Below are 24,200 nucleotides of genomic sequence, written 5' to 3'. Positions count from 1 at the left end.
CGGCCGTGCTCACGGCCCGAGCAGGGTCTCGCCCACCAGGGTGAGCCGCTCCCGCAACTGGTCCGGCGTGAACGGGGTGCGCCGCAGGCGACCGGGTGGCCGCTGCCCCGGCTCGATCAGCACCTCGGAGTGCGACCTGGTCACCGGGCCTTCCAAGAACAGGGTGACGGCCGGCCCGGCGGCCACCTCCACGCGGTGAAGGGTGCTGGCGGCCTGTGAGTACGCCGACCCGGCACAGACCTCCAGCGTCGCGGACCGGGCGACCACGACCGTGTCCCGGCGTTCCAGCCGCCACCCGTCGGCGTGCAGCGGCGTGCTGTCGGTGAACCTGTCGTACGGGCGCCCGGTCTCACTCCGCTCGAACAACGCCGACCGCACCACCCCGGCGACCACCGCCGAGGAGAAGGCGAAGCGGTGGTTGTGAATGTGCTCACGTTCGTGGTGCGCGTCCGGCCACCACACGTGCATGTGCAGGCGGCCGGCCGGATGCCGGCACCACAGGACGTACTTGTCGAAGCCGAGCGGATGCCGGTATGACATCCGGGCGACCCGGAGCACGGCGGCCTCGTCGGCGAGGAGGTCCTCCAGCAGCCGGGCGACCGGGCCGGGGCCGGACAACCGGCTCAGGATCGCCCGCTGCCGTCGCGCCGGTGCCGCCACCAGGTCGGGTAATCGCAGGGCATCCACCAGGTCATCCACGGCTCAGCCCAGGTCCAGCTCGGCCACGCACAGGCAGTGGTCGGAAAAGGTGCGGACGATCCGGGCCGACACTCGCGCCACGGAGGCCGAGTGGACGATGTCGTCGACGGCCTTGCCCCTGCGGGTGGCGCCGGTGACCGACGTCGCCAGGTCCGCCCCGATCCGGCGCAGCAGCAGGCGGCGGTGAGATGTGTTGAAGTCGCCGGCGATGACGGTCACCTCGTCCTCCTCCGGCTCGAGTTGCTTGGCCAGGTTGTCCCAGATGTAACCGAAGTCAGGGTCGTCGGCACGCCTGCCGAAGCGGTGAAAGGGCGGCATGTGCAGGGAGGTCATCGCCACGAGACGGCCCATGGCCCTGACGCGCGCGGTCACGGTGCCCTTGTCGAAGGAGAGCATGCCGCCGCGTTCCAGACGGGGGTTGGGCAGCACCGCCACCGCCGCCGCCTCGATCGGGAATCTGCTCGCGACCGCCACACCGGAGCGTTTCCCCTGGACGAGCCAGGAGGGTGAGAGCACGTTCGCCTGGTAGTGGCGCAACCGGGTCCGCTCGGCCAGCTCGGTCAGCAGCGGCGACGACCGCGAGCCCTCGGGAAAGGGCACCTCCTGCAACGCGAGCAGGTCGAGCCGCTCGGCCAGGACGTGCTCGACGGCCTCGTCGAGCACGTCGCCGTGATCCGTCACTCCCTCGTGGACGTTCCAGGTGCCCACTCTGATCCTGGAGATCACATCCAGATCGGCCGCCGCATCGCGTAGTCGCGCATCACGCTCAACCCTTGGTAGGTCATCCAGATGGGACGCCACTCTTTCCATCGCCAGATTCCATTCTCTTGGCGGCGTAGGACCGCCTCGACGGCGCCGCGTAGTAGGTCGGGATCGGGGTCGCCGCAGGCCATGAGTGCCTTGGCGACCCACGCCGCGGTGAAGTGGTCGATGGTGATCGTGTCGAGCTCCGTGCCCACCGGCCGTCTCAGACGTTCATGGCTATCGGCCAGATCGCTTCCGCCCTTCACCAGCCAGGACAGTCCTGCCTGCACCGACTCGTCCAGATCGCCGTGGCCGGGCAGGACGTCGGCGGCGCGGCGCAGCGCGACGATCGCCCGGGCGGTGTGGGCCACCGACGGCGGCGGCTCGCCGACCAGGCGCTCCCCCCAGCCGACCTCGTCGCGCGCGTGCGTCGCTGAGGCGATCAGCCGGTCGGCCAGGTGAGGGAGGAGCGGCGAGGCCGGGGCGATCTCGGCCAAGGTGGACACCACGGTCGTGACCACAGTGGTGCGCTCCAGCCCGACCGTGTCCCTCTCGGTGATCTCCTCCAGCAGCCCGACGAGCCGGGCCTGCTCGACCGGGTCCAGCCCGGCCCGGCTCGCCGCGCCCAGTGCCCAGGCGGTCACCTCGGGCCTGCCGATGCCCCGCTGGCTGCGTGCCGCCCAGCCTCCGCCGCCGCACTGCAGCGCGAGCAGCGTGCGCACCAGCATCCTGCGGTCGAGCGTCGGGTGGTGAAGGTCCATGGCCAGCACCAGACGCAGGCCGTACGAGGTGCCGGTGGCGCTCGGCGGCAGCGACTCGCCCAGGAACTGGCACCAGCCGAACAGGCCGGGATGACCGGGTGCCTCCCTGGCCGTCTCGATCAACCGGCGCCTGGCGCCCACCACCAGCACCCGCGCGGGCGGTCCCGTGACGGTGTTCGCTTTTCCCGTGGGTGCCCGCCCGACCTGGGCGGGGACATCGGGAGCGAGTGCCGTCGATCCGCTCGTCAGGGCCGCCACCGCCGGCAGCCGGCGTAACGCGGCCAGTCCGAGCCAGACGCAGCCGGCCGCCAGCAGCGCCAGCAGGTAGCGCAGGACGTCGACGGTGAACCAGGTGTCGGGCAGGTGGTCGATGAGCACGCCGTAAGCCGTGAACGCCGCGGCCGGGGGACCCGCGGTGAAGAGTGTCCTGAGTGCGCGGTGCCGGCGGACGTCGCCCGCCTGCAGGCTCTGGTCGATCACGTTCACCCCGTGGTGTGACGTCGATTACTCCAAAGGTAACCAAGGTCGAATGTCGCGTCGATGCATATGGGATTACGGCGCCTGCCCGCAATGCTGTTGTCATTCCGGAACTTCGCTATCCGCCCGAGAGTCGGTCATTTATGACTTGCCCCAATCTGCCGTGAATCCTTGACCTTCGGTGGGTGCGACTCGGGTATCACAGCAGCATGGAGCCGCTATCGACGCTCTGTCCACGACGTCGGGTGTACGTTGATGGCCGCTGTCGTGTGGGTTATCGGCCAATTCGGATACGGTCGGCGATTTATGGATTAAAGGCGGAGGTTCATGGCGGGGATTTCCTGACCGCTGATGCTTCCCTTGGCGGCGCCGAAGTGCCCCGGAGGACAACCGTTCAATTCCCGTCGATTGGCGATAGGCGCTATCCGCATATTTCACCAATCATCGGCAATCGGTGTCCCCCGCGCGCCGCGTTGCCCGCCGGGGAGCCTCTCCGTGCCCACCGCACCGCCCGAGAGCCGTGGCGGTCTCCCGCGTGCGGGGTGGAGCCCGTCGCGGCACTCGGCGACGAGCCGATCGAGGCCACACCCTAAGCTTGGGGCGTGTCATCGACGGGGGAGGGGCGTGTGCTGCCCGAGGTGCGTGCCTGGCTGCGTCACCGCACCCACTCCGCCGCCGACTGGCCGCTCGGCGCGCTCGCCGAGGCCAAGGGCGACGTCTCGATCAGCGTCGTCCTGCCGGCCCGGGACGAGCGCGAGACCGTGGGAGAGATCGTCGGGGTGATCCGGCGGGAGTTGTCCGGCGTCGTCGACGAGATCGTGGTCATCGACTCGCGCTCCACCGACGACACCGCCGCGGTGGCCGCCCGGGCGGGAGCGCGGGTGCACGCGCAGGACGAGATCCTGCCGCACCTCAAGCCGCTCGACGGCAAGGGCGAGGCGCTCTGGAAGTCGCTGGCGGTCACCTCGGGCGACATCCTGGCGTTCGTCGACGCCGACATCCGTGACTTTCGCGCCTCCCTGGTGACCGGGCTGCTCGGGCCGCTGCTGGCCGACCCGGGCATTTCGTACGTCAAGGGGTGTTATGACCGCCCGCTGGGCGGTCTCGCCAACGGTGGCGGGCGGGTCACGGAGCTGGTCGCCCGGCCGCTGATCAACCTGCACTGGCCCGAGCTGGCCGGGTTCGTCCAGCCGCTGGCGGGCGAGTACGCCGGCCGCCGCTCCGCGCTCGAACGCGTGCCGTTCGTCACCGGCTACGGGGTGGAGCTCGGGCTGCTGATCGACCTGGTAGAGCTGGTCGGGCTCGACGGGCTGGCCCAGGTCGATTTGGGCTCGCGGGCGCACGCGCCACAGTCCACCGAGGCTCTCGGCGGGATGGCCGCGCAGATCATGCTCGCCGCCTGGTCACGGCTGGAGCGTCAGGGCAAGATCAAGGCGTCGCACGATCCCGCCGCACTGCTCACGCAGTTCCGCCGTACGGCCGGTGGCCACGAGCCGGTGACCAGGGACGTCGCCATCTCCGAACGCCCGCCGATGGTCACCGTGCGGCCCTGACGGAGCCCCGGCTTCCGATGCGGGCTACTGGTCGGTAAGTTGTTGCCACCACGTCGGCTGCGCCGGCAGGGGTGGCCTGGCGGCGCGCCCGGCGGTTCGTGCCGGAGTACTCGCGCACGGGCGTTCGCGCACGGGCCAAAGTGAACATACGCGGATATATCAGGGAGCGCGGGCATGAGCGGCTTTTGTCCGGAACTGAGCGGTGACGTGGCCGAGGTGCGCGACTGGGTGCACGCGTTCGCCCGCGACGTGGTCCGCCCAGCCGGGGCTGAATGGGACGAGCGCGAGGAGACGCCCTGGCCCGTCATCCAGGAGGCCGCCAAGATCGGCCTCTACTCGCTCGACTTCTTCGCCACCCAGTGGTTCGAGGAGAGCGGCCTCGCGCTGCCCGTGGCGTTCGAGGAGATCTTCTGGGGCGACGCCGGCATCGGCCTGTCCATCGTCGGCACCGGCCTGGCCGCCGCGGCGCTCTCCGCCAACGGCACGCCGGAGCAGATGGGCGAATGGCTGCCGCAGATGTTCGGCACGGAGAACGACATCAAACTGGGCGCCTTCTGCGCCTCCGAGCCCGACGCCGGCTCCGACATCGGCTCCATCCGCACCCGCGCCGTCCCCGACGGAGGCGACTGGATCATCAACGGCGTCAAGACCTGGGCCACCAACGGCGGCATCGCCAACGTCCACGTCATCGTCGCCTCCGTCGACCCCGTCCTCGGCACCCGGGGTCAGGCGACCTTCGTCATCCCGCCCGGCACGCCCGGCCTGTCGATGGGGCAGAAGTTCCGCAAACACGGCATCCGCGCCTCCCACACCGCCGAGGTCGTCCTGGACAACGTCCGGGTGCCCGGATCCTGCCTGCTCGGCGGCCGGGACAAACTCGACGCCCGTCTCGCCAGGGTCCGCAACGGCGAGCGCGCGGGCGAGCAGGGCGCGATGCGCACCTTCGAGACCACCCGCCCTGTGGTGGCCGCGATGGCCGTCGGCATCGCCCGCGCCGCCTACGAGTACGCCCGTGACTACGCCCGTGAGCGGGAGCAGTTCGGCCGCAAGATCGGCGAGAACCAGGCCATCGCCTTCCTCCTGGCCGAGATGGCCACCCGCGTGGACGTGGCCCGCCTGCTGACCTGGCGCGCCGCCTGGATGGCCCGCAACGGCCGGCAGTTCGAGCAGGCCGAGGGGTCGATGTCCAAGCTGGTGGCGGGGGAGACGGCGGTCTGGGTGACCGAACAGGCCATCCAGATCCTGGGCGGCGCCGGCTACACGCGGGACCACCCGGTGGAACGCTTCCACCGCGACGCCAAGATCTACACCATCTTCGAGGGGACGTCCGAGATCCAGCGGCTGATCATCGGCCGCGCGGTCACCGGCCTGCCCGTCCGCTGAACGGACCCGCCTTCGGATACCGGTGCTGAAGGTCGTCTGAGAGCGCCGTTCGTCAGGGCCCGCGCGAGCTCACTCTCTGGGTGAGCGGTCTCGAACGGATGTGATCTACGCTGTAAAGGCGACGAGCGGGCAGCGCGGACTGATCATCACAAGGTCGTCACAATCCGTAGGGATGTCAGAACCCTCAGGCGTCAAGACGCGTCGTCCTGTTGGACGAAGAGGGTGAGGGAAGATGACCAACAGCGAACCCGGATACGCAGTCATCGACGTGGAGACCACGGGCCTGCGTCCGTCGTGGCACGACCGGATCGTCGAGATCGGGGTCGTCCTGCTCGACCCGCGCGGACTCGTCACCGGCGAATGGAACACCCTGGTCAATCCCGAACGTGACCTGGGACCGCAACGCATCCACGGCATCACCGCCGCCGACGTCCGTCACGCGCCGACCTTCAAGGACATCGCGGGCCAGCTCACCGACCTGCTGCGGGGCCGAGTGCCCGTGGCCCACAACCTCCGCTTCGACTCCGGCTTCCTGGAGTACGAGTTCGCCCGGGCCAGCGCTGCGATCCCCGCCCTGGACACCGTCGGCATCTGCACGATGACCGAGGCAGCCCGCTTCCTGCCCGTCGCTCCCCGCACCCTGGCGGGCTGTTGCGCCGTCGCCGACATCCCGCTCGACGGCCACCACGACGCGCTCATCGACGCCCGCGCCGCCGCCGAGTTGTTGCGCCACTACCTCGGACTCGCCCATCCGGACTCGCCCTGGGCCCACGTCCTCCGTTCCGCCTCCGCACTGACCTGGCCGGCCATCCCGCGTACCGGCACCATCGCGGTGCGGCGGGGTGTGTCCGCCGAGCGTGACACCCACTTCCTCGCCCGGCTTCTGGACAGGCTGCCCCGCGCCTCCGACACCGTCCGCGCCGACCCCTACTTCGCCCTGCTCGACCAGGTGCTGCTCGACCATCACATCTCGGCTGCCGAAGCCGACGCGCTGATCGCCCTGGCCGCCCACCTGGACCTCAGCCGCGCCGACGCCGTCCGCTTGCACCACGAGTATCTGAACGCGCTGGCCCACGCGGCCAAGGCCGACGGCATCGTCACACCCGCCGAATGCCGCGAACTCGACCTCGTCGCCGCCCTGCTCGACCTCCCCCCGACAGCGGTGGAAGCCGCGCTGGCGTCCAGCGAAGCGCCCCGGCACCCCTGCGCCTCGGGCGGCTTCCGTCTCCAGCCCGGTGATCTCGTCGTGTTCACCGGCGAAATGGAGGGCGGTCGTGAGGCATGGGAGGAGCGGGCGCGTCAGGCCGGCTACGTCCCACACGGCAACATCACCAAACGGGTCCGATTGCTGGTCGCCGCCGATCCCGACTCGATGTCCGGCAAAGCACGCAAGGCACGCGCCTACGGCATCCCCATCGTCACCCCGGACGCTTTCGCCCGCATGAGTGCTCCACCAACCGCCCCGGCGTAGGGGCCGAGTCCGTTGGAGTCGCGCTCGTGGATCGTCATGCCACCATGGGCGCCACTGGACGGACCCGCCGGCACCAGGTGGTCTTGGGAGCACTCACCCCCATAACCGGTCATCGGCACAGACCCTGATGTCGGTGACCTGGCTGACGTGCCGGGCGCCGCAGCGATCACCCGGCATCACCAGGTGCGGGCCCTGCTCGTCCAGAGCCCGGCAGTCCATGCTGACGGCCAGCAGCGCCGCCGTGTTGCCGAACTCCGGATCGAGCTCTCCCCACGACAGCACCGCGCGATGGCCGTCCCTGCCCGACCGCAGGGCGGCCATGCTCAGCCAGGCCGGCTCGCGCACCTCACCGGTCAGGCGGACCGGACGGTTCGTCCCCAGCTCGATCGACGTGGGCTTTATCTTCCCCGAATGTGCCGCACATGATGCTTTCGGGCTTCCGTACATTCTGAGGCGCCGAGCTCAGCGCAGGAAGGCAACCTGACCCCTGATCGTGGAGACGGCAGTTCTGTGCAGCCTCATTCAACGTGATGCACCGCAGGTCAGCTCTACCGCCACATCACCCAAGGCCGGGCCGAGGGCGATCGGCCGGAGTCAGCCTCCTCATGTTCTGGATCAACATGATCATGGCTGCTCTGCTCGCCCTGATCGGGCTGGTGCTTGTGGTCATCGAAACCAGGAGGAGTGTTGCACAAGGCGCGGAGCCAGGCGGTGGTGCCGGCTTATGAGACGGGCCTGGTCACGGCGCGGGTCAACGGGACGCTCAAGCAGGAGGCCGAGACCGGTGACCTCGCGTCCGAGCTCGGCTGATGGGAACATCGAACACGAGACTCCACCCCCGGGTGTACACCGCAGGTTGGCAGCCGGGCGGCGACTACCGCGGTTGTCGTAGTCAAGATTCAATCCAGCGCCGAATGGTCGCCCGATCATCCCGCGTCTAGTTTCTGATCATCAGGACGGGGTGTGGGGAGCGGGTGCGATGCTGGTGATGCTCGGCGGCAAAGGCGGATCAAGGCGCGTTCTGGCCCAGGGCGTAGCGGTTCTCGCCGTGCTGGCAGGCCTGAGCGTGGGCGGGTCTGAGGCGGGTGCGGCCGCGGTCACCGAACCGCCCGCGGATCCGCCCGCCGGCACAGCGGTGACCGACGACGACGCGGTCACGCTGGCGCGGAAGTCGGGACGGCCGGTGGAGGTGCTCTCACAGCGGGGCGAGCACCGCACGGTCACGGTCCTGCCCAACGGACGGTTCGAGGTGACCGAGCACCTGCGGCCGGTGCGCACGCGCCGCGACGGGCAGTGGGTCGGCATCGACACCACGCTGCGGTGGGACGGTTCCGGTGTCGCCCCGGCCGCGACCGCTGTCGGGCTGCGGCTGTCCGGCGGCGGGCAGCAGCCGCTGGTGCGGATGTCCAGGGCGGGGCGCGAGCTGTCGCTGTCGTGGCCCGGCCCGCTCCCCGAGCCGGTTTTGGAGGGGGACAGCGCCGTCTACCGGGCTGTTCTGGGGAGCGACGTCGATCTGCGTGTACGGGCGCTGCCGGACGGCTTCTCGCACACCCTCGTGGTCAAGACGGCGGCGGCGGCCAGGGACCCTCGGCTGAGCCGGGTCCCCTTCACCCTGGACACCTCCCGGCTGTCGGTGGACCGGGACGCCGCCGGAATGCTGCGAGCCGGGGACGGCACCACCGGCGAGGCCGTGTTCGAGGCGCCCTCCCCGGTCATGTGGGACTCCTCGCCGCCCGCCACGGGTACGGCGGCGCGCGACCTGGCCGCTCGTGGCCAGGACCTGAGCAAGGGGCCGGGAGAGGGCTCCCGAACCGCCGACGTGCGGGTCGGCCTGGGTGAGAGGCGACTGGAGCTGACCCCGGACCAAGGGCTGTTGACCTCACCCGACACCGTGTTCCCCGTCTACATCGACCCGGTGTGGCAGACCAGCGCCGCCTACTACTGGGGAATGGTGTCCTCGGGCTACCCCGACGAGAACTATCCCAAGTTCAACGGCAACGCCACCGAGGGCATGGGCCGTTGCGAGGTCGCCAAGGACGGCCGGTGCGTGAAGAACCAGACCAAGCGGCTCTTCTACCGGATGAAGCTGCCCTCGATCAAAGGCAGGTACATCGAGTCGGCCGAGTTCGTGGCCTACGAGACCGCGGCCTACGACTGCGACAACGCCACCTCGGTGCAACTGTGGCGGGCCGGCTCACTCACCTCCGCCGCGACCTGGAACAACACCAAGAACGCCTGGCTTGAGCACCTGACCTCGCGCGACGTGGCCTACTGCTCGCGGGCGCCGGTCGAGTTCGGCGGGTCCAAACTCCGCGCCCACGTGCAGAGCGCGGTGGACAAGGGGTATTCGACCATCACCTTCGGCCTGAAGGCCTACAGCGAGAGTTCGATGGACTGGTGGAAGCGGTTCGCCGACGACGCCTACCTGCGCATTCAGTACAACCGGCCGCCGCACCAGCCCAACACCGGCTCGATGTTCGCCAGCCCCGGCACCAAGTGCGTGAACAGCGGAGAGGCCCAGTGGGTCAACGACCTGTCCACGCTGTACGCCTACCTGTGGGACCCGGACACCGAGGACGCCAAGAAGGTGCGAGGCCAGTTCACCCTGCACTGGGCCGCCAACGCCGACGGCTCGGACTGGGGCGCCAAATGGACCTCAGCGCTGACACCCGCGCTGACCTCGGGCAGCAGGCACCAGATCAAGCTGCCCAGCTCCATCCCGCAGAAGAAGCTCATCGGCTGGGGCGTACGAGCGTGGGACGGCGTCCAGTGGGGACCGTGGAGCTACGACGGCGCGCAGACCGGCTGCTACTTCTTCTACGACCCGTCCGTGCCGGCCGCGCCCTCGGTGTCATCGGCCGAATACCCCGGCGACCAGAGCTGGCACGGCGGCGTCGGGGACGCGGGCACGTTCACCATCAGCGACCCGGCCAGGGCCGCGGCCCGCTACGAGTTGAAGCTGAACGGGGCCCCCCTCACCACCGTCGCCACGGCGGGCGGCGCCGCGCGCCAGGTCGCCGTGGCGCCCAGCCGCTCCGGCCCCAACCTGCTGACCGTGCAGGCGTTCACCCAAGCCAACCAGAACAGCGCACCGACCACGTACGAGTTCTGGGCGCGGGCGGGCGCGGACGCCGCGGCCCGGTTCACGCTGGATGAGACGGCGGGCGCGACGAGCGTGACGGGCCGCGGCCCGGGCGCGGCGGCGTACATCCGCGGCGGCGCCACGCTGGGCGGTGCCGGCCAGGCGGGCACGTCACTCACCGTCGACGGAACCAGCGGCCACGCCGAGACGAACCTGCCGGTGCTGCGCACCGACGACAGCTTCACCGTCTCCGCGTGGGTCAGGCCGGTGAGTCACGGCATGGTCAACGCGCTGTCCCAGGACGGGGTGCACCAGAGCGGTTTTCAGCTGGGCATCCTCCCGTCAGGGCAGCCGGAGTTCAAGAGGCCCGGCGCCGACACCGCCGGCGACGGCGGGGGAGCCTGGTACAGCGCCAGGGGCGACACCCCGATCCCGCTGAACGCCTGGACGCACCTGTGCGGCGTCTACGACCGGCCCTCCGGCCAGCTGCGCCTCTACGTCGACGGGCGACTCGCCGGCGCGGTGAGCGGGGTGACCGCCTGGCAGGCGGGGGGCGCCTTCCAGTTCGGCCGCAGCAAGTACAACGACGCCCAGGCCAACCAGTGGCCGGGTGGCATCGACGAGGTCAAGGTGTTCCAGCGGGCGCTGCCCGACCAGGAGGCCCAGCAGCTCGCGGCGGGCGCGACGCCGTCCGGCGCCGGTCCGGTCGCGTACTGGTCCATGGACGAGGAGGCCGGGGCCGGGCGCGTCTACGGCACCGCCACCACCGTCCAGGCCGCGCTGTCGGGCGGCGCGACTCTCGGGCAGGCCGGTCAGGACGGCACGGCGCTGCGGCTGGACGGCTCCACCGGCCACGCCGCCACGAACGGGCCGGTCGTGGACACCAGCAAGAGTTTCGCGGTGTCGGCGTGGGTGCGCCTGGAGACAGGCCGGCTCGACGGGAACTACACGGTCGTCTCCCAGGACGGGCTGCGCAAGAGCGGCTTCTACCTGAAGTACGACGGCGGCATCAGGAAATGGGTGTTCGCCAAATCCAAGACCGACACGGACGACAGCGGCTGGTACCAGGCGGTCTCCAAAGCCACTCCGTCCGCTGGTTCCTGGACCCACCTGGTCGGCGTGCACGACGCGGTCACCCGCAAGCTGCGCATCTACGTCAACGGCGAGCAGGGCACCGACAGCGGCCCGCTGGAGGCGGTGTGGCACGCGGCCGGCGGGCTGCAGATCGGCCGCGCCAAGTGGCTGGGCGCCTACGTGGATCAGTGGCCCGGCCTGGTCGATGACGTACGGGTCTACGACCGGTCCGTGGGCGCGGTCGAGGCCGAGGAACTCGTCACCCAGCACCCGGTGGTGAAGGGCCGCTGGAAGCTCAACGCCGATGGCGCGGGCGAGCCCGCCGGCGCCCAGAACCTCACCCTCGCGGGCGGCGCCGTCATCGACCCCGCCGCCGGCTTCCGCTACGTGTCCAGCGCGGGGCTGCTGCTCAACGGCACCACGGCCTACGCCGAGACGGCGGCCCCGCCGATGCGTACCGACGACAGCTTCACGGTGGCCGGCTGGGTGCGCAACATGGGCCGCCCGCAGGCGGCCAGGACCGTGTTCTCCCAGGCGGGAGCGAACGCCAACGCCTTCGCGCTGCGGTACGTCCCTGATCCGGCCGATCCCGACGCCGGAGGCTGGCAGATCCAGATGCGCAACGCCGACTCCACCGCCGCCTCCGAACTGCGTCAGGCCGAACATTCGGCCTTCACCGAGTGGGACTGGGACCACGTCGCGCTCGTCCACGACGCACTGCGAGACCGGATGAGCCTGTACGTCAACGGCCAGCTGGAGGAGACCGCGCTCGGCGTCTCCCAGGAGGACCAGGTGTTCGGGTTCACCGCCGCCAACGGCGGGCTGCAGGTCGGCCGCAGCAGGTTCGGCGGCGAATTCTGGCCCGACGCCATCGACGACGTGTGGGCCTACCAGGGCGCGCTCACCCAGGAGCAGGTCCAGATGCTGGCCACCGGCGGCGAACTGGACACCGCCTCCGGTCCCTGACGCACATCGGCCGCCCGCGCCTCCGCCAGGGGGCCGGGCCGTAAACCCCTGTCGGCTGCCCTGCCCCGTGGAGATCGTGATGAAGGTGAGCCTGAAGCGCGCGGCCCTGCGCTGGACCGTGCTCGGCACGGCGCTGGTGTGCCTGACCGGGGTCCTGCCCGGCGTCCCGGCACTGGCCGAGCCCGAACCGGTCAACACCGAACGGCCCAGACCGGCCCGCACCGAACGCCCCGTCAAGGGCAGGACCCTAACGGGTCTGCCCCGCCCGGCCGACCCGGCGGCCCGCCCGGGGCCGCCGCCCATGGCGGCCTGGCCGGTGGCGGGCACCGCGGAGGTGAGCGTGCCGGGCGCGGGAGGACCGGTGCGCGCGGGCCGGCTGCCGGTGTGGATACTCCCCCCAGCTGAAACCTCGGCGCAGGCACAGCGGACGACGCCCCCTCCCGCGGGCAGGGTACGCGTGTCGGTGCTCGACAAGGCCGCCGCGGCCAGGGCGGGCCTGGACGGCCTCGTGCTCACACTGGGCTCCGGGGAGGCCGCCGGGCCCGGCCCGGTCGGGGTGCGCGTCGACTACTCCTCCTTCGCCCAGGCCTACGGCGGCGCCTATGGCACCAGGCTGCGCCTGCTGCGCCTGCCGGAGTGCGTGCTGACGACCCCGGACGATCCGGAGTGCCGTACGGCCGTGCCGCTGCCGGCCACCAACGACGGGGCCGCGCGAACCCTGACCGCCGAGGTCGAAGCCGCCTCAGGGACCGTGCTGATGGCCGCCGCCGGGGAGTCGGGAACGCAAGGCGACTACAAGGCGAGCTCCCTGTCGGCGTCGGCCACCTGGGAGGCCGGCGGCAACGGCGGGGAATTCACCTGGACCTACCCGATGCGGGTGCCGCCCGTGCCGGGTGACCTGAAGCCAGAGGTGGCGCTGACCTACTCCTCGGGCAGCGTCGACGGGCGCACCGGCAACACCAACGGCCAGCCGTCCTGGGCAGGCCAGGGCTTCGAGCTGTCACCGGGGTTCATCGAGCGCCGCTTCACGTCGTGCGAGGACGACGGCGCCCCGAAGGACTCCTGGGGCAACCACCCCGGCGACCAGTGCTGGGGGTACGACAACGCCACCGTCTCCTGGAACGGCAAGGCAGGCGAACTCGTCAAGGCCGCGGACGGGAAGTGGCGGCTGAAGAACGACGACGGCACCATCTTCGAGAAGCTGACCGGCGCCGCCAACGACGACGACAACGGCGAGTACTGGCGGGTCACCGGCACCGACGGCGTGCAGTACTTCTTCGGCCGCGACCGGCTGCCCGGCTGGACCGACGGCGACCCGGAGACCGCCTCGACCTGGGCGGTGCCGGTGTTCGGCGACGACGCGGGCGAGCCCTGCCACGACTCCTCCGGTTTCGCCGGCTCCTGGTGCCAGCAGGCCTACCGGTGGAACCTGGACCACGTCGTGGACCGGGACGGCAACGCGGTCACGTACACCTACGCCAAGGAACGCAACCACTACGGCCGTAACCTCAAGGCCGGCGACGAGACCCCGTACACCCGCGGCGGGTACCTCAAGTCCATCGCCTACGGGCTGCGCGCCGACGCTCTGTTCGCCGCCGCGCCGGCCAGGGTGGTCTTCGGCACCGCCGAACGCTGTCTGCCGGACGCGTCCTTCGACTGCGCCCCCTCCAAGATCGGCGACCACCCGCAGCGCTGGTGGGACGTGCCCTGGGACCTCAACTGCGACGCCGGCCAGGAGTGCAAGGACAGCCACGGGGCGGTGGCGCCCACCTTCTGGTCGCGCAAGCGGCTGACGAAGGTCACCACCCAGGTGATCAAGGCCGATGGGTCGGGCCACCGCGACGTGGAGTCCTGGTCGATGGACCACGCCTGGGGGCTGGCGGACGTGGAGCGGGACCTGCTGCTGGCCTCCATCCAGCACACCGGGCACGCCGTCCCGGACGGCGAGAAGCCGGTGACGCTGCCGAAGGTGACGTTCAGACACGTGCAGCTGCCCAACCGGCTCGACAAGTCCGGCGACGACATCCTCGCCTACATCCGCTACCGGCTCGGCGCGATCTACGACGAGTCCGGCGGGCAGATCGACGTGCGGTACAGCGAGCCGGACTGCGCGCTCGACGCGTTACCGACCCCGCAGACCAACACCAAGCGGTGCTTCCCGGTGATCTGGCAGCCACCGGGGCGGGAAGACCCGATCACCGACTGGTTCCACAAGTACGTCGTCACGAGCGTCACCCAGGTGGACCGCACCGGACTGGCCCCCGACATGGTCACCACGTACGAGTACCCGGGCGGTGCGGCCTGGCACTTCGACGACGACGACGGGCTCACCAAGGAGAAGCACAAGACCTGGTCCCAATGGCGCGGCTACGGCCAGGTCCGCACGCTGACCGGCGATCACGCCGCCCCCGCCACCCAGACCGACGTCTTCTACCTGCGCGGCATGGACGGCGACCGGCTCGACAAGTCAGGCGGCGAGAAGTCGGTGACGGTGCCCGACGGCGAGGGCGGCACGCACACCGACCACGACGCCCTGGCCGGATTCGAGCTGCGCACGATCCAGTACACCGGTCCCGGCGGCCAGGTCCACGCCAAGACCGTCAAGACCCCGTGGCGGGCGCAGACCGCCTCCCGCACCCGCTCCTGGGGCACGGTCACGGCCAACGTCGTCAACACCGACGTCACCCGCACCTGGACGGCCAAGGACGGCGGCGGCTGGATCGAGACCAGGACCGACGCCGACTACGCCCAGTCAGGCCCCGGTGTCGGCCGCGGCACCACCGTCAACGACCTGGGCGACGTCACCACCGCCGCCGACGACAAGTGCACCCGCACCAGCTACGGTGACAACACCGCCGCGCACATGGTGACCTTCCCCATCCGCGTGGAGACGGTCGCGGTGGCCTGCACCGCCACCCCCGACCGGTCCCGCCAGGTCATCTCCGACGTGCGCACCTACTACGACAACGGCGCCTACGGCGCCGCCCCGAGCCGGGGCAACGTGACCAGGACCGACGCGCTGGCCGCCCACGACGGCACCACCGCCACCTACGTCACCGACAAGCGGACCGCCTACGACCCCTACGGCCGCCCCACCGTCGTCACCGACGCCCTCGGACAGTCCACCACCACGGTCTACACCGACACCCGCGGGGTGACGACCAAGGTCGCCAAGACGCCGCCGACGGTACCCGGCCTGGAGTCCACCCCCCTGACCACCACCGAGGAACTCGACCCGGCGTGGGGCGAGCCGACCGCCAAGATCGACGAGGCCAACCGGCTCCGCACCGACCTGGCCTACGACGGGCTGGGGCGGCTCAGCAAGGTCTGGCAGCCCAACCGCTCCAAGGCCACGGGACAACAGCCCAACTTCGCCTTCGCCTACCGGGTTGAGGACCAGAAGATCGTCGCGATCACCACGACCGAGCTGACCGCGACCGGTGGCCAGCGAGTCTCGGAGATCGAGCTGCTGGACGGCTGGCTGCGCTCGCGGCAGACCCAGGTGCCAGGACCGGAGGGCCGGCTGATCACCGACACCTACTACGACGACCGCGGACAGGTGAACAAGAGCTACGCCCCCTACTCGGCCGCCGGGTCACCGCAGCCCGAGCTGTTCGGGGTGCTGACACCCGGCAACGTCGAGGCGCAGACCCGCACCCAGTACGACGGGCTGGGCCGCAAGACCGCCGAGATCCTGATGGTGGGCAACGGCTCGCAGCCCGCGCAGGAGAAGTGGCGCACCACCACCGGCTACGGCGGCGGCAACCGCGTCTCCGTCACCCCGCCCGCGGGCGGCATCCCCACCACCGAGATCACCGACGCCCGCGGCCAGGTGATCGAACGCCGCCAGCACCACGGCTCCACGCCCACGGGCGACTACGACGCCACCCGCTACACCTACACACCCGCCGGAGAGCAGGCGACCGTGACCGGACCGGCCGGCGCCGTCTGGACCACCACCTACGACCAGCGTGGCCGGAAGATCAAGACAGTGGACCCGGACAAGGGCACGACCACCTTCACCTACGACGACCTGGACCGGGAGACCTCCGTCACCGATGCCCGCGGCAAGAAGGTCGTCACCGGCTACGACGCGCTGGGCCGCAGGACCGGCACCCGCGAAGACTCGGCGAACGGCCCCCGGCTGACCTCCTACACCTACGACACCGCGCCCGTCGGCAAGGGCAAGGTCGCCACCTCCACCCGGCACACCTCCGGCGGCGACTACACCAGCCAGATCCGCCACTACGACCAGCTGGGCCGCGCCGACACCACCGCGGTCATCGTGCCCGCCGCCGAAGGCGCCCTGGCCGGCACCTACGTCTTCACCACCTCCTACGGCCTGGACGAGACCGTCACCGGCCGCAGCCTGCCCGCGGCCGGTGGCCTGCCCGCCGAGGCGCTGGTGACCACCTACGACGACCACCTGCGCCCCACCCGCCTGACCAGCAACCTGGGCACGTACGTGGCCGCCACCGACTACACCCCGGCCGGCAAGCCGCTGCTGTACGAGCTGGGCACCACCGGTAAGCGCGTCTGGCAGACCTTCACCTACGAGTGGGGCACCCAGCGGCTGACCACCGCCCGTACCCTGCGCGAGAACCAGCGCGGCACCGATCGCGACGCCACCTACCGCTACAACGACGCGGGCCTCGTCACCGCCCTGTCCGACGCGTCCAACAGCGGCACCGACAACCAGTGCTTCGCCTACGACCACCTGCAGCGCCTCACCGAGGCATGGGCCGAGGGCGACGCCTCCTGCGAGACCGCCCCCACCGCCGCCGTGCTCGGCGGCCCGGCGCCCTACTGGCAGTCCTTCACCTACGACAAGGCCAGTAACCGCACGTCGGAGACCCGGCACGGAGTCGGCGGCACAGCCGACACCGTGCGCGCCTACGCCTACGCCCCGGCCGGCCAGAGCCACCGGCTCAACCAGATCGCGCAGACCGGCGGCGACGGCGCCCGCACCGACGCCTACACCTATGACGCCACCGGCAACACCACCACCCGCACCATCGGCGGCGCCGTCCAGACCCTCGACTGGGACGCTGCCGGCCAGCTGGTCCAGGCCACCGAGAGCGGCAAGAGCACCGCCTTCGTCCACGACGCCGAAGGCAACCGGCTGCTGCGCAAGGACGCGACCGGCACCACCCTCTACCTGGCCAACACCGAGCTGCGCCTGAACACCGGCGCCACCACGCCCGTCGGCACCCGCTACTACAGCCATGGGGACGAGACCGTCGCCATGCGGACCACGACCGGAGTCACCTTCCTGACGGTCGACCACCAGGACACGGCCCAGATCGCCGTGGACGCCGCCACCCAGCGGACGACCACGCGCCGCTTCACCCCGTTCGGCGGCCGGCGCGGTCCCGACGCGTCCTGGCCGGGCGAGCGGGGCTTCGTCGGTGGCACCAAGGACCCGACCGGGCTCACCCACCTGGGCGCGCGTCTCTACGACCCGGACACCGGCCGGTTCGTCTCCGTCGACCCGGTCTTCAACTTCGACCATCCGCAGAGCTGGAACGGCTACGTCTACGCCAACAACACCCCTGTCACGCAGAGCGACCCCTCGGGGCTCGACGGCCCCCTGCGCGGCAACACCGGCTGCTACTACTCCGGCAAGAACTGCGGCGGCGGCGGAGGCTCCTCGCTGTGCAGGGCGCTCCCGTTGCTGTGCCAGATCCTCAACCCGCCCAGGCCGAAGATCCCCAAGAAGGTCCGCAACAGCCTCGGCTCGATCGGCTGCGGCATCCTCTACTCCTGCTCCTCCGGCGGCGGCAGCCGAGGCGGCTACCGTCCTGCCCCGCGGGCCAGGATGGTGCCTTTGATCCGCCCGGTGCAGCCCTACGAGACCCCGGACGGTTACCTGGGGATTTTCATCAGCAACCTCAATCCGCAGGCATTCACCAACCAGGGCTGGGGGAGCCTCGGCAACACCTTCCTCAGCACGATGCTGGGCGGCGCGCGCACCATCCCGCTGCTGAACCACGGCGACGAACTGGCGGAGCTGAGGAGAGCCAAGTTCGCCGCCGAGCTGCTGGCCATCAAGAACGGCGGAAACTACCGCTACTGGTCCGACTACTACCGAAGCGCCATGCTCAAGTCGATGACCGGGGCCCAGACCAAGAGCCTGCGTCTCGTACGGCTCGCCAAGGGCGCCAACTACGTCGGGGCCGCGCTGGCGGGCTGGGACAACTACAACGCGCAAAGGGCGGAGGACAAGGGCCGTACGGACCTGTCCGGCGGCATGAAGACCACGCGAGCCGTCGTCCGCGGTGCCGTCACGGTCGGCGGCGCGCTGGCCGGTGGAGCCTTGGGCGGCGCGCTGTGCGGCCCGGCGTGCGCCGGGGTCGGCGGCTATCTCGGTGCCGCGGCGGGCAGCGCGGCGGGCGCGTGGGCTGCCCGAGCGCTGCCGAAGGTCAGGAGATGGTTCGACTGACAGCCGTTCCGATCTGTGGATCTGGAGGTCGGCCGGTGGATCTCCGGACCGGACGACCTCCTCCCCGGCGATCGGGCACGAAGGCTGGACACACCCCTAAGATGCGACCTTATGATCATTCGCTTATCCGTCGGGACGGCCATGGGCCTGGCTCTTCTTTCCGCTCCGGCGCTCGCCGAGCCGGTGAAGGGCGCCCCCGAGCTGACCCACAACGCGCTCTACAAGGCGGCCAAACTGCCCAAGGTCGCCTGCAAGCTGAACAAGGGCACGAGCAGGGCGTCCACCAAGAAATACGTCACCAAACTCGTCGGCTGTCTCAACACGGCGTGGAAGCCGGCCATCAAGGACTTCGTCCCGGTGAAGGTGGTGTTCAAGGACGCCGACGACAAGCAGTCCTGCTCCACCGGCCTGGACGTCCGCGGCTCCTTCTCCGAGATCTGCACCACGGAGATCCGCGTCCGGCTGGCCGATGACTGGATCAAGGCCAAGAGCGACCTCACCGTGTTCACGTCCATCGCCAGGACGTGGGGCGGGGTGGTGACCGGGCAGACCGGCATCGGTGAGGCCTGGTGGGGGTTGGAGAACGGCGCGTCCGAGCCCGTCATGAACGAGCAGAACCGCCGCTACTACCTGCAGATCGACTGCTTCCTGGCGGTGTCGGCCAAGAGTGTGGGGCGTCAGGTCAAGGACTGGAAGCCGGTCGTCAGGGTGCCCGAGTTCTGGAAGAACAAGTTCCACGGCAAGACCGGCAACCGCCTCTACTGGCTGGAAAAGGGTTACAAGGCCGGCAAGCCGGGTGCCTGCAACACCTGGTCGGCGAGCTCGTCCAAGGTCGCCTGAGCCGGAACCCACGTGACGGGACAAGCTCTGGTGGAGCTCGTCCGGGCCCGCCGGCCAGGTGCCGGCGGGCCCGCCGTCGACAGGGTCAGCCGAGCGGTATGACCGGCTCCGTCGAACGGCTGGTGTAGAAGCAGCCCGTGGTGGGCAGGCTGCTCGCCGCCGGCGGCGTGGTGCCGTCGTACACGGCCAGCAGGAAGTTCTGCGGGCACCGCCGGGTGCTGGCGGTGCGGATGCCGAAGTGCAGATGCGGACCGGTCGAGTTGCCGGTGTTACCGGTCAGCCCGATCTGCTGCCCGGCGCCGACCGACGCGCCGTTGGAGACCGACCACGACGAGAAGTGGCAGTACGTGTAGATGGCCCCGTCGGTTCCGGTCAGGTTGATGCCGCGCCCGCACGAGCTGTCGTCGATGACCGTCACCGTGCCGGCGCGCACCGCGTACGCCGGGGTGCCGGTGCCGACCGGGAGGTCGATCGCGGGATAGTCGTGGTGCGGGTCGTCGTACTCGCTGCGCGGCAGCGCGCTCCGCGGAAGGGGCAGCGAGAACGAGACCGCTCCGGTCGAGGAGGTGATCCTGACCGCGTCGGCGACGACGTAGCCGGGCTGGCTGGTCCAGCGGCTGACGCCGACCACGTTGTAGTCGCCGGCGGCCAGGGTGAACGTGCCGAGACTGACCCAGCGGCCACCGTTGGCCCGCTGGTCGACGACCACACTGCGGGTGCCGCCGGTGGTCGCCACCATGAACGGGGTGGCGCTGTTGTAGCCGGCGTCCGCCGGATACCAGACCTCGACCAGGTGGGCCCCGGCCTCGGCGATCGCCGCCTTGAACCAGGCGGCGTCGCTCGTGACCAGGTTCGGTGTCGCGAACCGGTAGTCCGCGCCGTGCCGCTGCGCGGACCAGGCCGACGTGCCCCAGTCGCTGCTGGCGATGAACCGTTCGGCGGTGGCGTTGTCGACCGTGGTGCTCGCGGCCGCCGCGGCCGCCGCGGGGCCGACCAGAACCAGAGAGGCCGCCACGACGGCGGCTAACCAACTAACGATGATCTTCACGAGCTGTTCCCTCCGAGGGGGGTGAGGGTAAGCGAAGGTGAAGGTATTTAACCAATACGCGAAGGCTTGTGAAAGATATCTACATAAATCAGTTTCTCAGCCGCTGGTCAGCGGCCGGGATCGCGCCGGTCGCCGCTCGTCCCGCGCATGGCGGCTGCCTACCCCGTGTTCGGTATGGACCAGCTTCGCCGCAGGTGAAGATCGTGTCCTGATGTCGCCCGCGACGATCAGAAGGTGGGGGTGACGTCGATCGTCTGGCCGGCGGTGCCGGTGTGGTCGGGTCCGGTGGACCACCGCGAGTCGTTGATCAGTGGCTTGAACGCGAACGTCCGGCCGGCGGGGATGCCCTGGATCGGGCACTCCCACAGGGCGGCGGCCTTGTTGACGCAGGCCAGGCCGCTGCTCCAGCTCAGCGGGGCGGTGTCGCCCCTGATCGTGATGCGGTTGCCGTAGCCGGTGTCGTAGTGCACCCGCACCGTCGTCGCTCCCGGCGTCACCGTGGGCGCCGGGCCGGCGTCGCCGAGGCGGGCGCCCGCGTGGATGGCCAGGGCGTCCATCCCGGCGACCGGCGCGGTGAACCTGCCGTCGGCGTTCACGCTGACGGTCCGGCCGGAGCAGGTGCCGGCGTTCGCGTCGAAGTCGCCGTCGATCACGTCGCAGTAGACGCCGGCCGGCAGACTGGAGTCGAACGCCCGTGACAGCGTCCCGTCGGTACGGTTGATGACGACGTACCCCTTGTCGCCGCGCCCCCAGGCGGTCTGGTTGCCGTTGATCCACCTGTCGCCGACCGGGGCCGAGCCGACCGCGTTGCGGAAGCCGACCATGTTGGCGGTCTCGCGGTAGCGGTGCTCGCAGACCCACTCGCCGCCGCAGGAGGTCACCGGCCTGGTGTCGCCGTTGGACTGGCGGGGCGGGCTGGTGTCGCGGTCGGTGAAGGCGAAGCTGGACATGACGACCGGCGTGCCGTACGGCCAGCCGAGCTGGAAGACGTTGGCCAGCTTGTACAGGGCGCCGTCCTTGTACGTCAGCACGTGGTGCTTGGTGAGCTCGTCGCGCTGGGTGTCGTGGTTGTCGACGAACGGCACGGCCCGGTCGCCGGGGATCAGCCCCCAGCCGCTGCCGTAGTCGTGGCCGACCAGGTCGGAGACGGTGCCGCCGGTGTTCTTGAACTTCTTGGCGAGCTCGGTGCCGGAGCGGAACTCGTTGGTGTCGCCGATGGCGAAGTACTCGGCGGGAGTGATCGGCTCGCCGGCGCCCTCGTACCAGACCTCCTGGTAGTAGTACGGCGCGGCCAGCCCGGCGGCGGCGGTCTTGGCGCTCACCCTGCTCTTGACGGCGGCCAGGTCGGCGGGCCGGACGTGCTTGGCCGCGTCGACGCGGAACCCGTCGACGCCGTTCCTGACCAGCTGGAACAGGTACTCCGCGATCCGGTCCCGGACGTAGTCGGTGTCGGTCCTCAGGTCGGCGAGGTTGAGCAACTCGCAGTCGCGGATCTCGCCGGCGTCGCTCCAGTTGGCGATGTCACGCCGGCAGGAGCCGAAGTCGCCGTCGCCGTAGCCGTACTGGCCGTCGCCGTGCAGGTCGGGGCTGCGGTACTTGGTGGTGATCGTGGTGCCGGCGCTGCCGGTGCCGCCGCCGTCCTGGCCGGTCAAGTGGTTGACGATGACGTCGGCGTAGATCTTGACGCCGGCGTTCTCGCAGGTCTGCGTCATGGCCCTGAACTCGGCCAGCGTGCCGCGCCTGGTCTTGTCGAGCCGGTAGCTGATCGGCTGGTAGTCCTGCCACCAGGGGTAGCCGCCGGAGCCGGCGCTCGGCAGCACGACGTGCTCGGCCGGGGGCGAGACCTGCACCCCGCCGTACCCCTTGGGGCCGAGGACGTTCGCGCACTCGGCGGCGATGTCGGTCCAGCGCCACTGGAACAGGTGGGCGATCACCGAACGCTCGCCCGGAGGGGCCGCGAGCGCGGAGCGCGTCGTGGCCGTGGAGGCGCCGGTGAGGGCCGCCGCCGCGATGACGCCCAGCGTCACCAGGGCGCTGATCCCGGTTCTGTGCGGTTTCATGGCTCCCTTTCCTGTGGGTGTGACTGTGGTGTCGCCCCATGGGCGGGCTCGGGTGTCGACGGTCCCCAGGCCCGGAGCACCGTGGCCTGCACGAGGTGGCATTGCGGGAGTGCTGCCCGGAAGGTACTCAACGCACCAGATCATTGCAATGCCTCTCTGAAACTTCGGCACCGGATTTCAGAAATTTTCAGTAAGATCTTCCAATCGTGGTCAGGTGGGCGTAACGTCCGGGCGTACTCCACCCCGGCCGGCCGGATCTTCCGCGTCGTGGGCCGGACCCCCCTTGAGTTCACGAGGAGAAGAGATGCGGCGAGCCCTCCCGGCCGCGGCAGTCGTTGCGGCCCTCGCCCTGGCGGTCTCCGCCTGCGGCGGCGGCGGCGAGACCGCGGCCCCCGCCCCCGCCCAGTCCGCCGCCGACCCGTCGCAGATCAGCGGCGAGATCACCTGGTGGGACACCACCCGCCCCGACAGTGAGGGCCCGACCTTCCAGGCGCTGATCAAGCAGTTCGAGGCGGCGTACCCGAAGATCAAGGTGAAGTACGTCAACGTGCCGTCGGACCAGGCGCAGAACCAGTTCCAGACGGCCGCCCAGGCGGGCGCCGGCGCGCCCGACGTGATCCGCTCAGAGGTCGCCTGGACCTCGCAGTTCGCCTCGCTCGGCTACCTGCAGCCGCTGGACGGGACGCGCGCCCTCGACCAGCAGGACGACTTCCTGCCCGGCCCGCTGTCCAGCACGAGATTCCAGGACAAGACCTACGCGGTGCCGCAGGTCACCGACACCCTCGCGCTGATCTACAACAAGCGGCTGCTGAAGGAGGCCGGTCACGAGGAGGCGCCGAAGACCGTCGCGGAGCTCAAGCAGGTCGCGCTGGACGTCAAGGCCAAGACCGGCGTCAACGGCCTCGCGCTGAACGTCGACTCCTACTTCTTGCTGCCGTTCATCTACGGCGAGGGCGGCGACCTGCTGGACGTCGCCGCCAAGAAGATCGTGGTCGACTCGCCCGCCAACGTGAAGGCCGTCCAGACCGTCGCCGACCTGATCAGCTCGGGCGCGGCGCCCAAACCCGCCACCACCGACAGCTACGCCAACGCGATGACCGCCCTCAAGGACGGCAAGGCCGCGATGATCTACAACGGCCCGTGGGCGCTGTCGGAGATCCACCAGGGCAAGGAGTTCTCCGACAGGTCCAACCTCGGCATCGCCCCGGTGCCGGCCGGCTCGGTCAAGGCCGGGGCGCCCACCGGTGGCTGGAACCTGGCCGTCTACGCGGGCTCCAAGAACCTGGACGCCTCCTACGAGTTCGTCCGGTTCATGTCCACGGTCGAGGCCCAAGGGAAGATCGCCAAGGAGCTGGGGCTGCTGCCCACCCGTACCTCCGCCTACGGCACGCCCGAGGTGCAGGGCAACGCCGACGTCTCCGTCTTCAAGCCGATCATGGAGACCGCCGTGCCCCGCCCCTGGATCCCTGAGGGCGGCCAGCTGTTCCAGCCGCTGCTGGAGGGCTACCAGGCCCTGGTCAGCGGACAGAGCGAGCCCGCCGAGCTGCTGAAGAAGGTCGACGAGCAGTACCACGGGATCATGAAGGGCTGGAGCTGACCC

The 24,200-nt window shown here is 70.4% G+C and carries 14 protein-coding genes; 8 read left to right on the top strand and 6 right to left on the bottom strand.

Going from position 1 to position 24,200, the window contains the following annotated elements; genetic code table 11:
* Positions 1–9 precede the first annotated feature (9 nt).
* The 3 genes from AC5L3X_RS27855 to AC5L3X_RS27845 are packed head-to-tail and all read right to left on the bottom strand — an operon-like array spanning position 10 to position 2,684.
* The gene (locus tag AC5L3X_RS27855) at positions 10–687 is read right to left on the bottom strand and encodes a hypothetical protein (RefSeq protein ID WP_494860793.1); all 678 of its coding nucleotides are present in this window, start codon (positions 685–687) and stop codon (positions 10–12) included.
* Between the two features lie 15 nt (positions 688–702).
* Positions 703–1,425, bottom strand: a complete 723-nt coding sequence (locus tag AC5L3X_RS27850; RefSeq protein ID WP_494860792.1) for an endonuclease/exonuclease/phosphatase family protein — start codon at positions 1,423–1,425, stop codon at positions 703–705.
* A complete protein-coding gene (locus tag AC5L3X_RS27845; RefSeq protein ID WP_494860791.1) occupies positions 1,422–2,684 on the bottom strand; it encodes a hypothetical protein in 1,263 nt (420 codons plus the stop codon). Before AC5L3X_RS27845 ends, AC5L3X_RS27850 begins: the two co-directional genes overlap by 4 nt.
* A gap of 623 nt (positions 2,685–3,307) precedes the next feature.
* Between AC5L3X_RS27845 and AC5L3X_RS27840 the strand changes: the two genes are divergently transcribed.
* From AC5L3X_RS27840 to AC5L3X_RS27830, 3 genes are all read left to right on the top strand, one after another.
* On the top strand, positions 3,308–4,234 hold the full coding sequence (locus AC5L3X_RS27840; RefSeq protein WP_494860832.1) for a glucosyl-3-phosphoglycerate synthase: 927 nt from the start codon (positions 3,308–3,310) through the stop codon (positions 4,232–4,234).
* 174 nt (positions 4,235–4,408) lie between these two features.
* The gene (locus tag AC5L3X_RS27835) at positions 4,409–5,617 is read left to right on the top strand and encodes an acyl-CoA dehydrogenase family protein (protein WP_494860789.1); all 1,209 of its coding nucleotides are present in this window, start codon (positions 4,409–4,411) and stop codon (positions 5,615–5,617) included.
* A gap of 232 nt (positions 5,618–5,849) precedes the next feature.
* A complete protein-coding gene (locus AC5L3X_RS27830) occupies positions 5,850–7,088 on the top strand; it encodes an exonuclease domain-containing protein (RefSeq protein ID WP_494860788.1) in 1,239 nt (412 codons plus the stop codon).
* A gap of 93 nt (positions 7,089–7,181) precedes the next feature.
* Here AC5L3X_RS27830 and AC5L3X_RS27825 read toward each other — a convergent pair whose 3' ends face one another.
* The gene (locus AC5L3X_RS27825; RefSeq protein ID WP_494860786.1) at positions 7,182–7,433 is read right to left on the bottom strand and encodes a hypothetical protein; all 252 of its coding nucleotides are present in this window, start codon (positions 7,431–7,433) and stop codon (positions 7,182–7,184) included.
* 342 nt (positions 7,434–7,775) lie between these two features.
* On the opposite strand from AC5L3X_RS27825, the gene AC5L3X_RS27820 reads away from it, so the two are divergent.
* The 4 genes from AC5L3X_RS27820 to AC5L3X_RS27805 all read left to right on the top strand — a co-directional run bounded on the left by AC5L3X_RS27820 (position 7,776) and on the right by AC5L3X_RS27805 (position 19,492).
* Positions 7,776–7,898, top strand: a complete 123-nt coding sequence (locus AC5L3X_RS27820) for a hypothetical protein (protein WP_494860785.1) — start codon at positions 7,776–7,778, stop codon at positions 7,896–7,898.
* Between the two features lie 169 nt (positions 7,899–8,067).
* Complete coding sequence (locus AC5L3X_RS27815) at positions 8,068–12,210, top strand: LamG-like jellyroll fold domain-containing protein (RefSeq protein WP_494860783.1); 4,143 nt, start codon at positions 8,068–8,070, stop codon at positions 12,208–12,210.
* A gap of 79 nt (positions 12,211–12,289) precedes the next feature.
* Positions 12,290–18,652: an RHS repeat domain-containing protein gene (locus tag AC5L3X_RS27810; protein WP_494860781.1), complete on the top strand. Its 6,363-nt coding sequence runs from the start codon at positions 12,290–12,292 to the stop codon at positions 18,650–18,652.
* A gap of 111 nt (positions 18,653–18,763) precedes the next feature.
* Complete coding sequence (locus tag AC5L3X_RS27805; protein ID WP_494860780.1) at positions 18,764–19,492, top strand: hypothetical protein; 729 nt, start codon at positions 18,764–18,766, stop codon at positions 19,490–19,492.
* An 85-nt stretch (positions 19,493–19,577) separates the two neighbouring features.
* On the opposite strand, the gene AC5L3X_RS27800 is transcribed toward AC5L3X_RS27805, so the two are convergent.
* Positions 19,578–20,540, bottom strand: a complete 963-nt coding sequence (locus AC5L3X_RS27800; protein WP_494860778.1) for a golvesin C-terminal-like domain-containing protein — start codon at positions 20,538–20,540, stop codon at positions 19,578–19,580.
* A gap of 227 nt (positions 20,541–20,767) precedes the next feature.
* Positions 20,768–22,600, bottom strand: a complete 1,833-nt coding sequence (locus AC5L3X_RS27795; protein ID WP_494860777.1) for an alpha-amylase — start codon at positions 22,598–22,600, stop codon at positions 20,768–20,770.
* Between the two features lie 304 nt (positions 22,601–22,904).
* Between AC5L3X_RS27795 and AC5L3X_RS27790 the strand changes: the two genes are divergently transcribed.
* Positions 22,905–24,197: an extracellular solute-binding protein gene (locus AC5L3X_RS27790; RefSeq protein WP_189123097.1), complete on the top strand. Its 1,293-nt coding sequence runs from the start codon at positions 22,905–22,907 to the stop codon at positions 24,195–24,197.
* Positions 24,198–24,200: the final 3 nt, after the last annotated feature.

The organism is Nonomuraea sp. CX421, from assembly GCF_059358955.1.
This window is presented reverse-complemented; position numbering and strand designations above follow the sequence as displayed.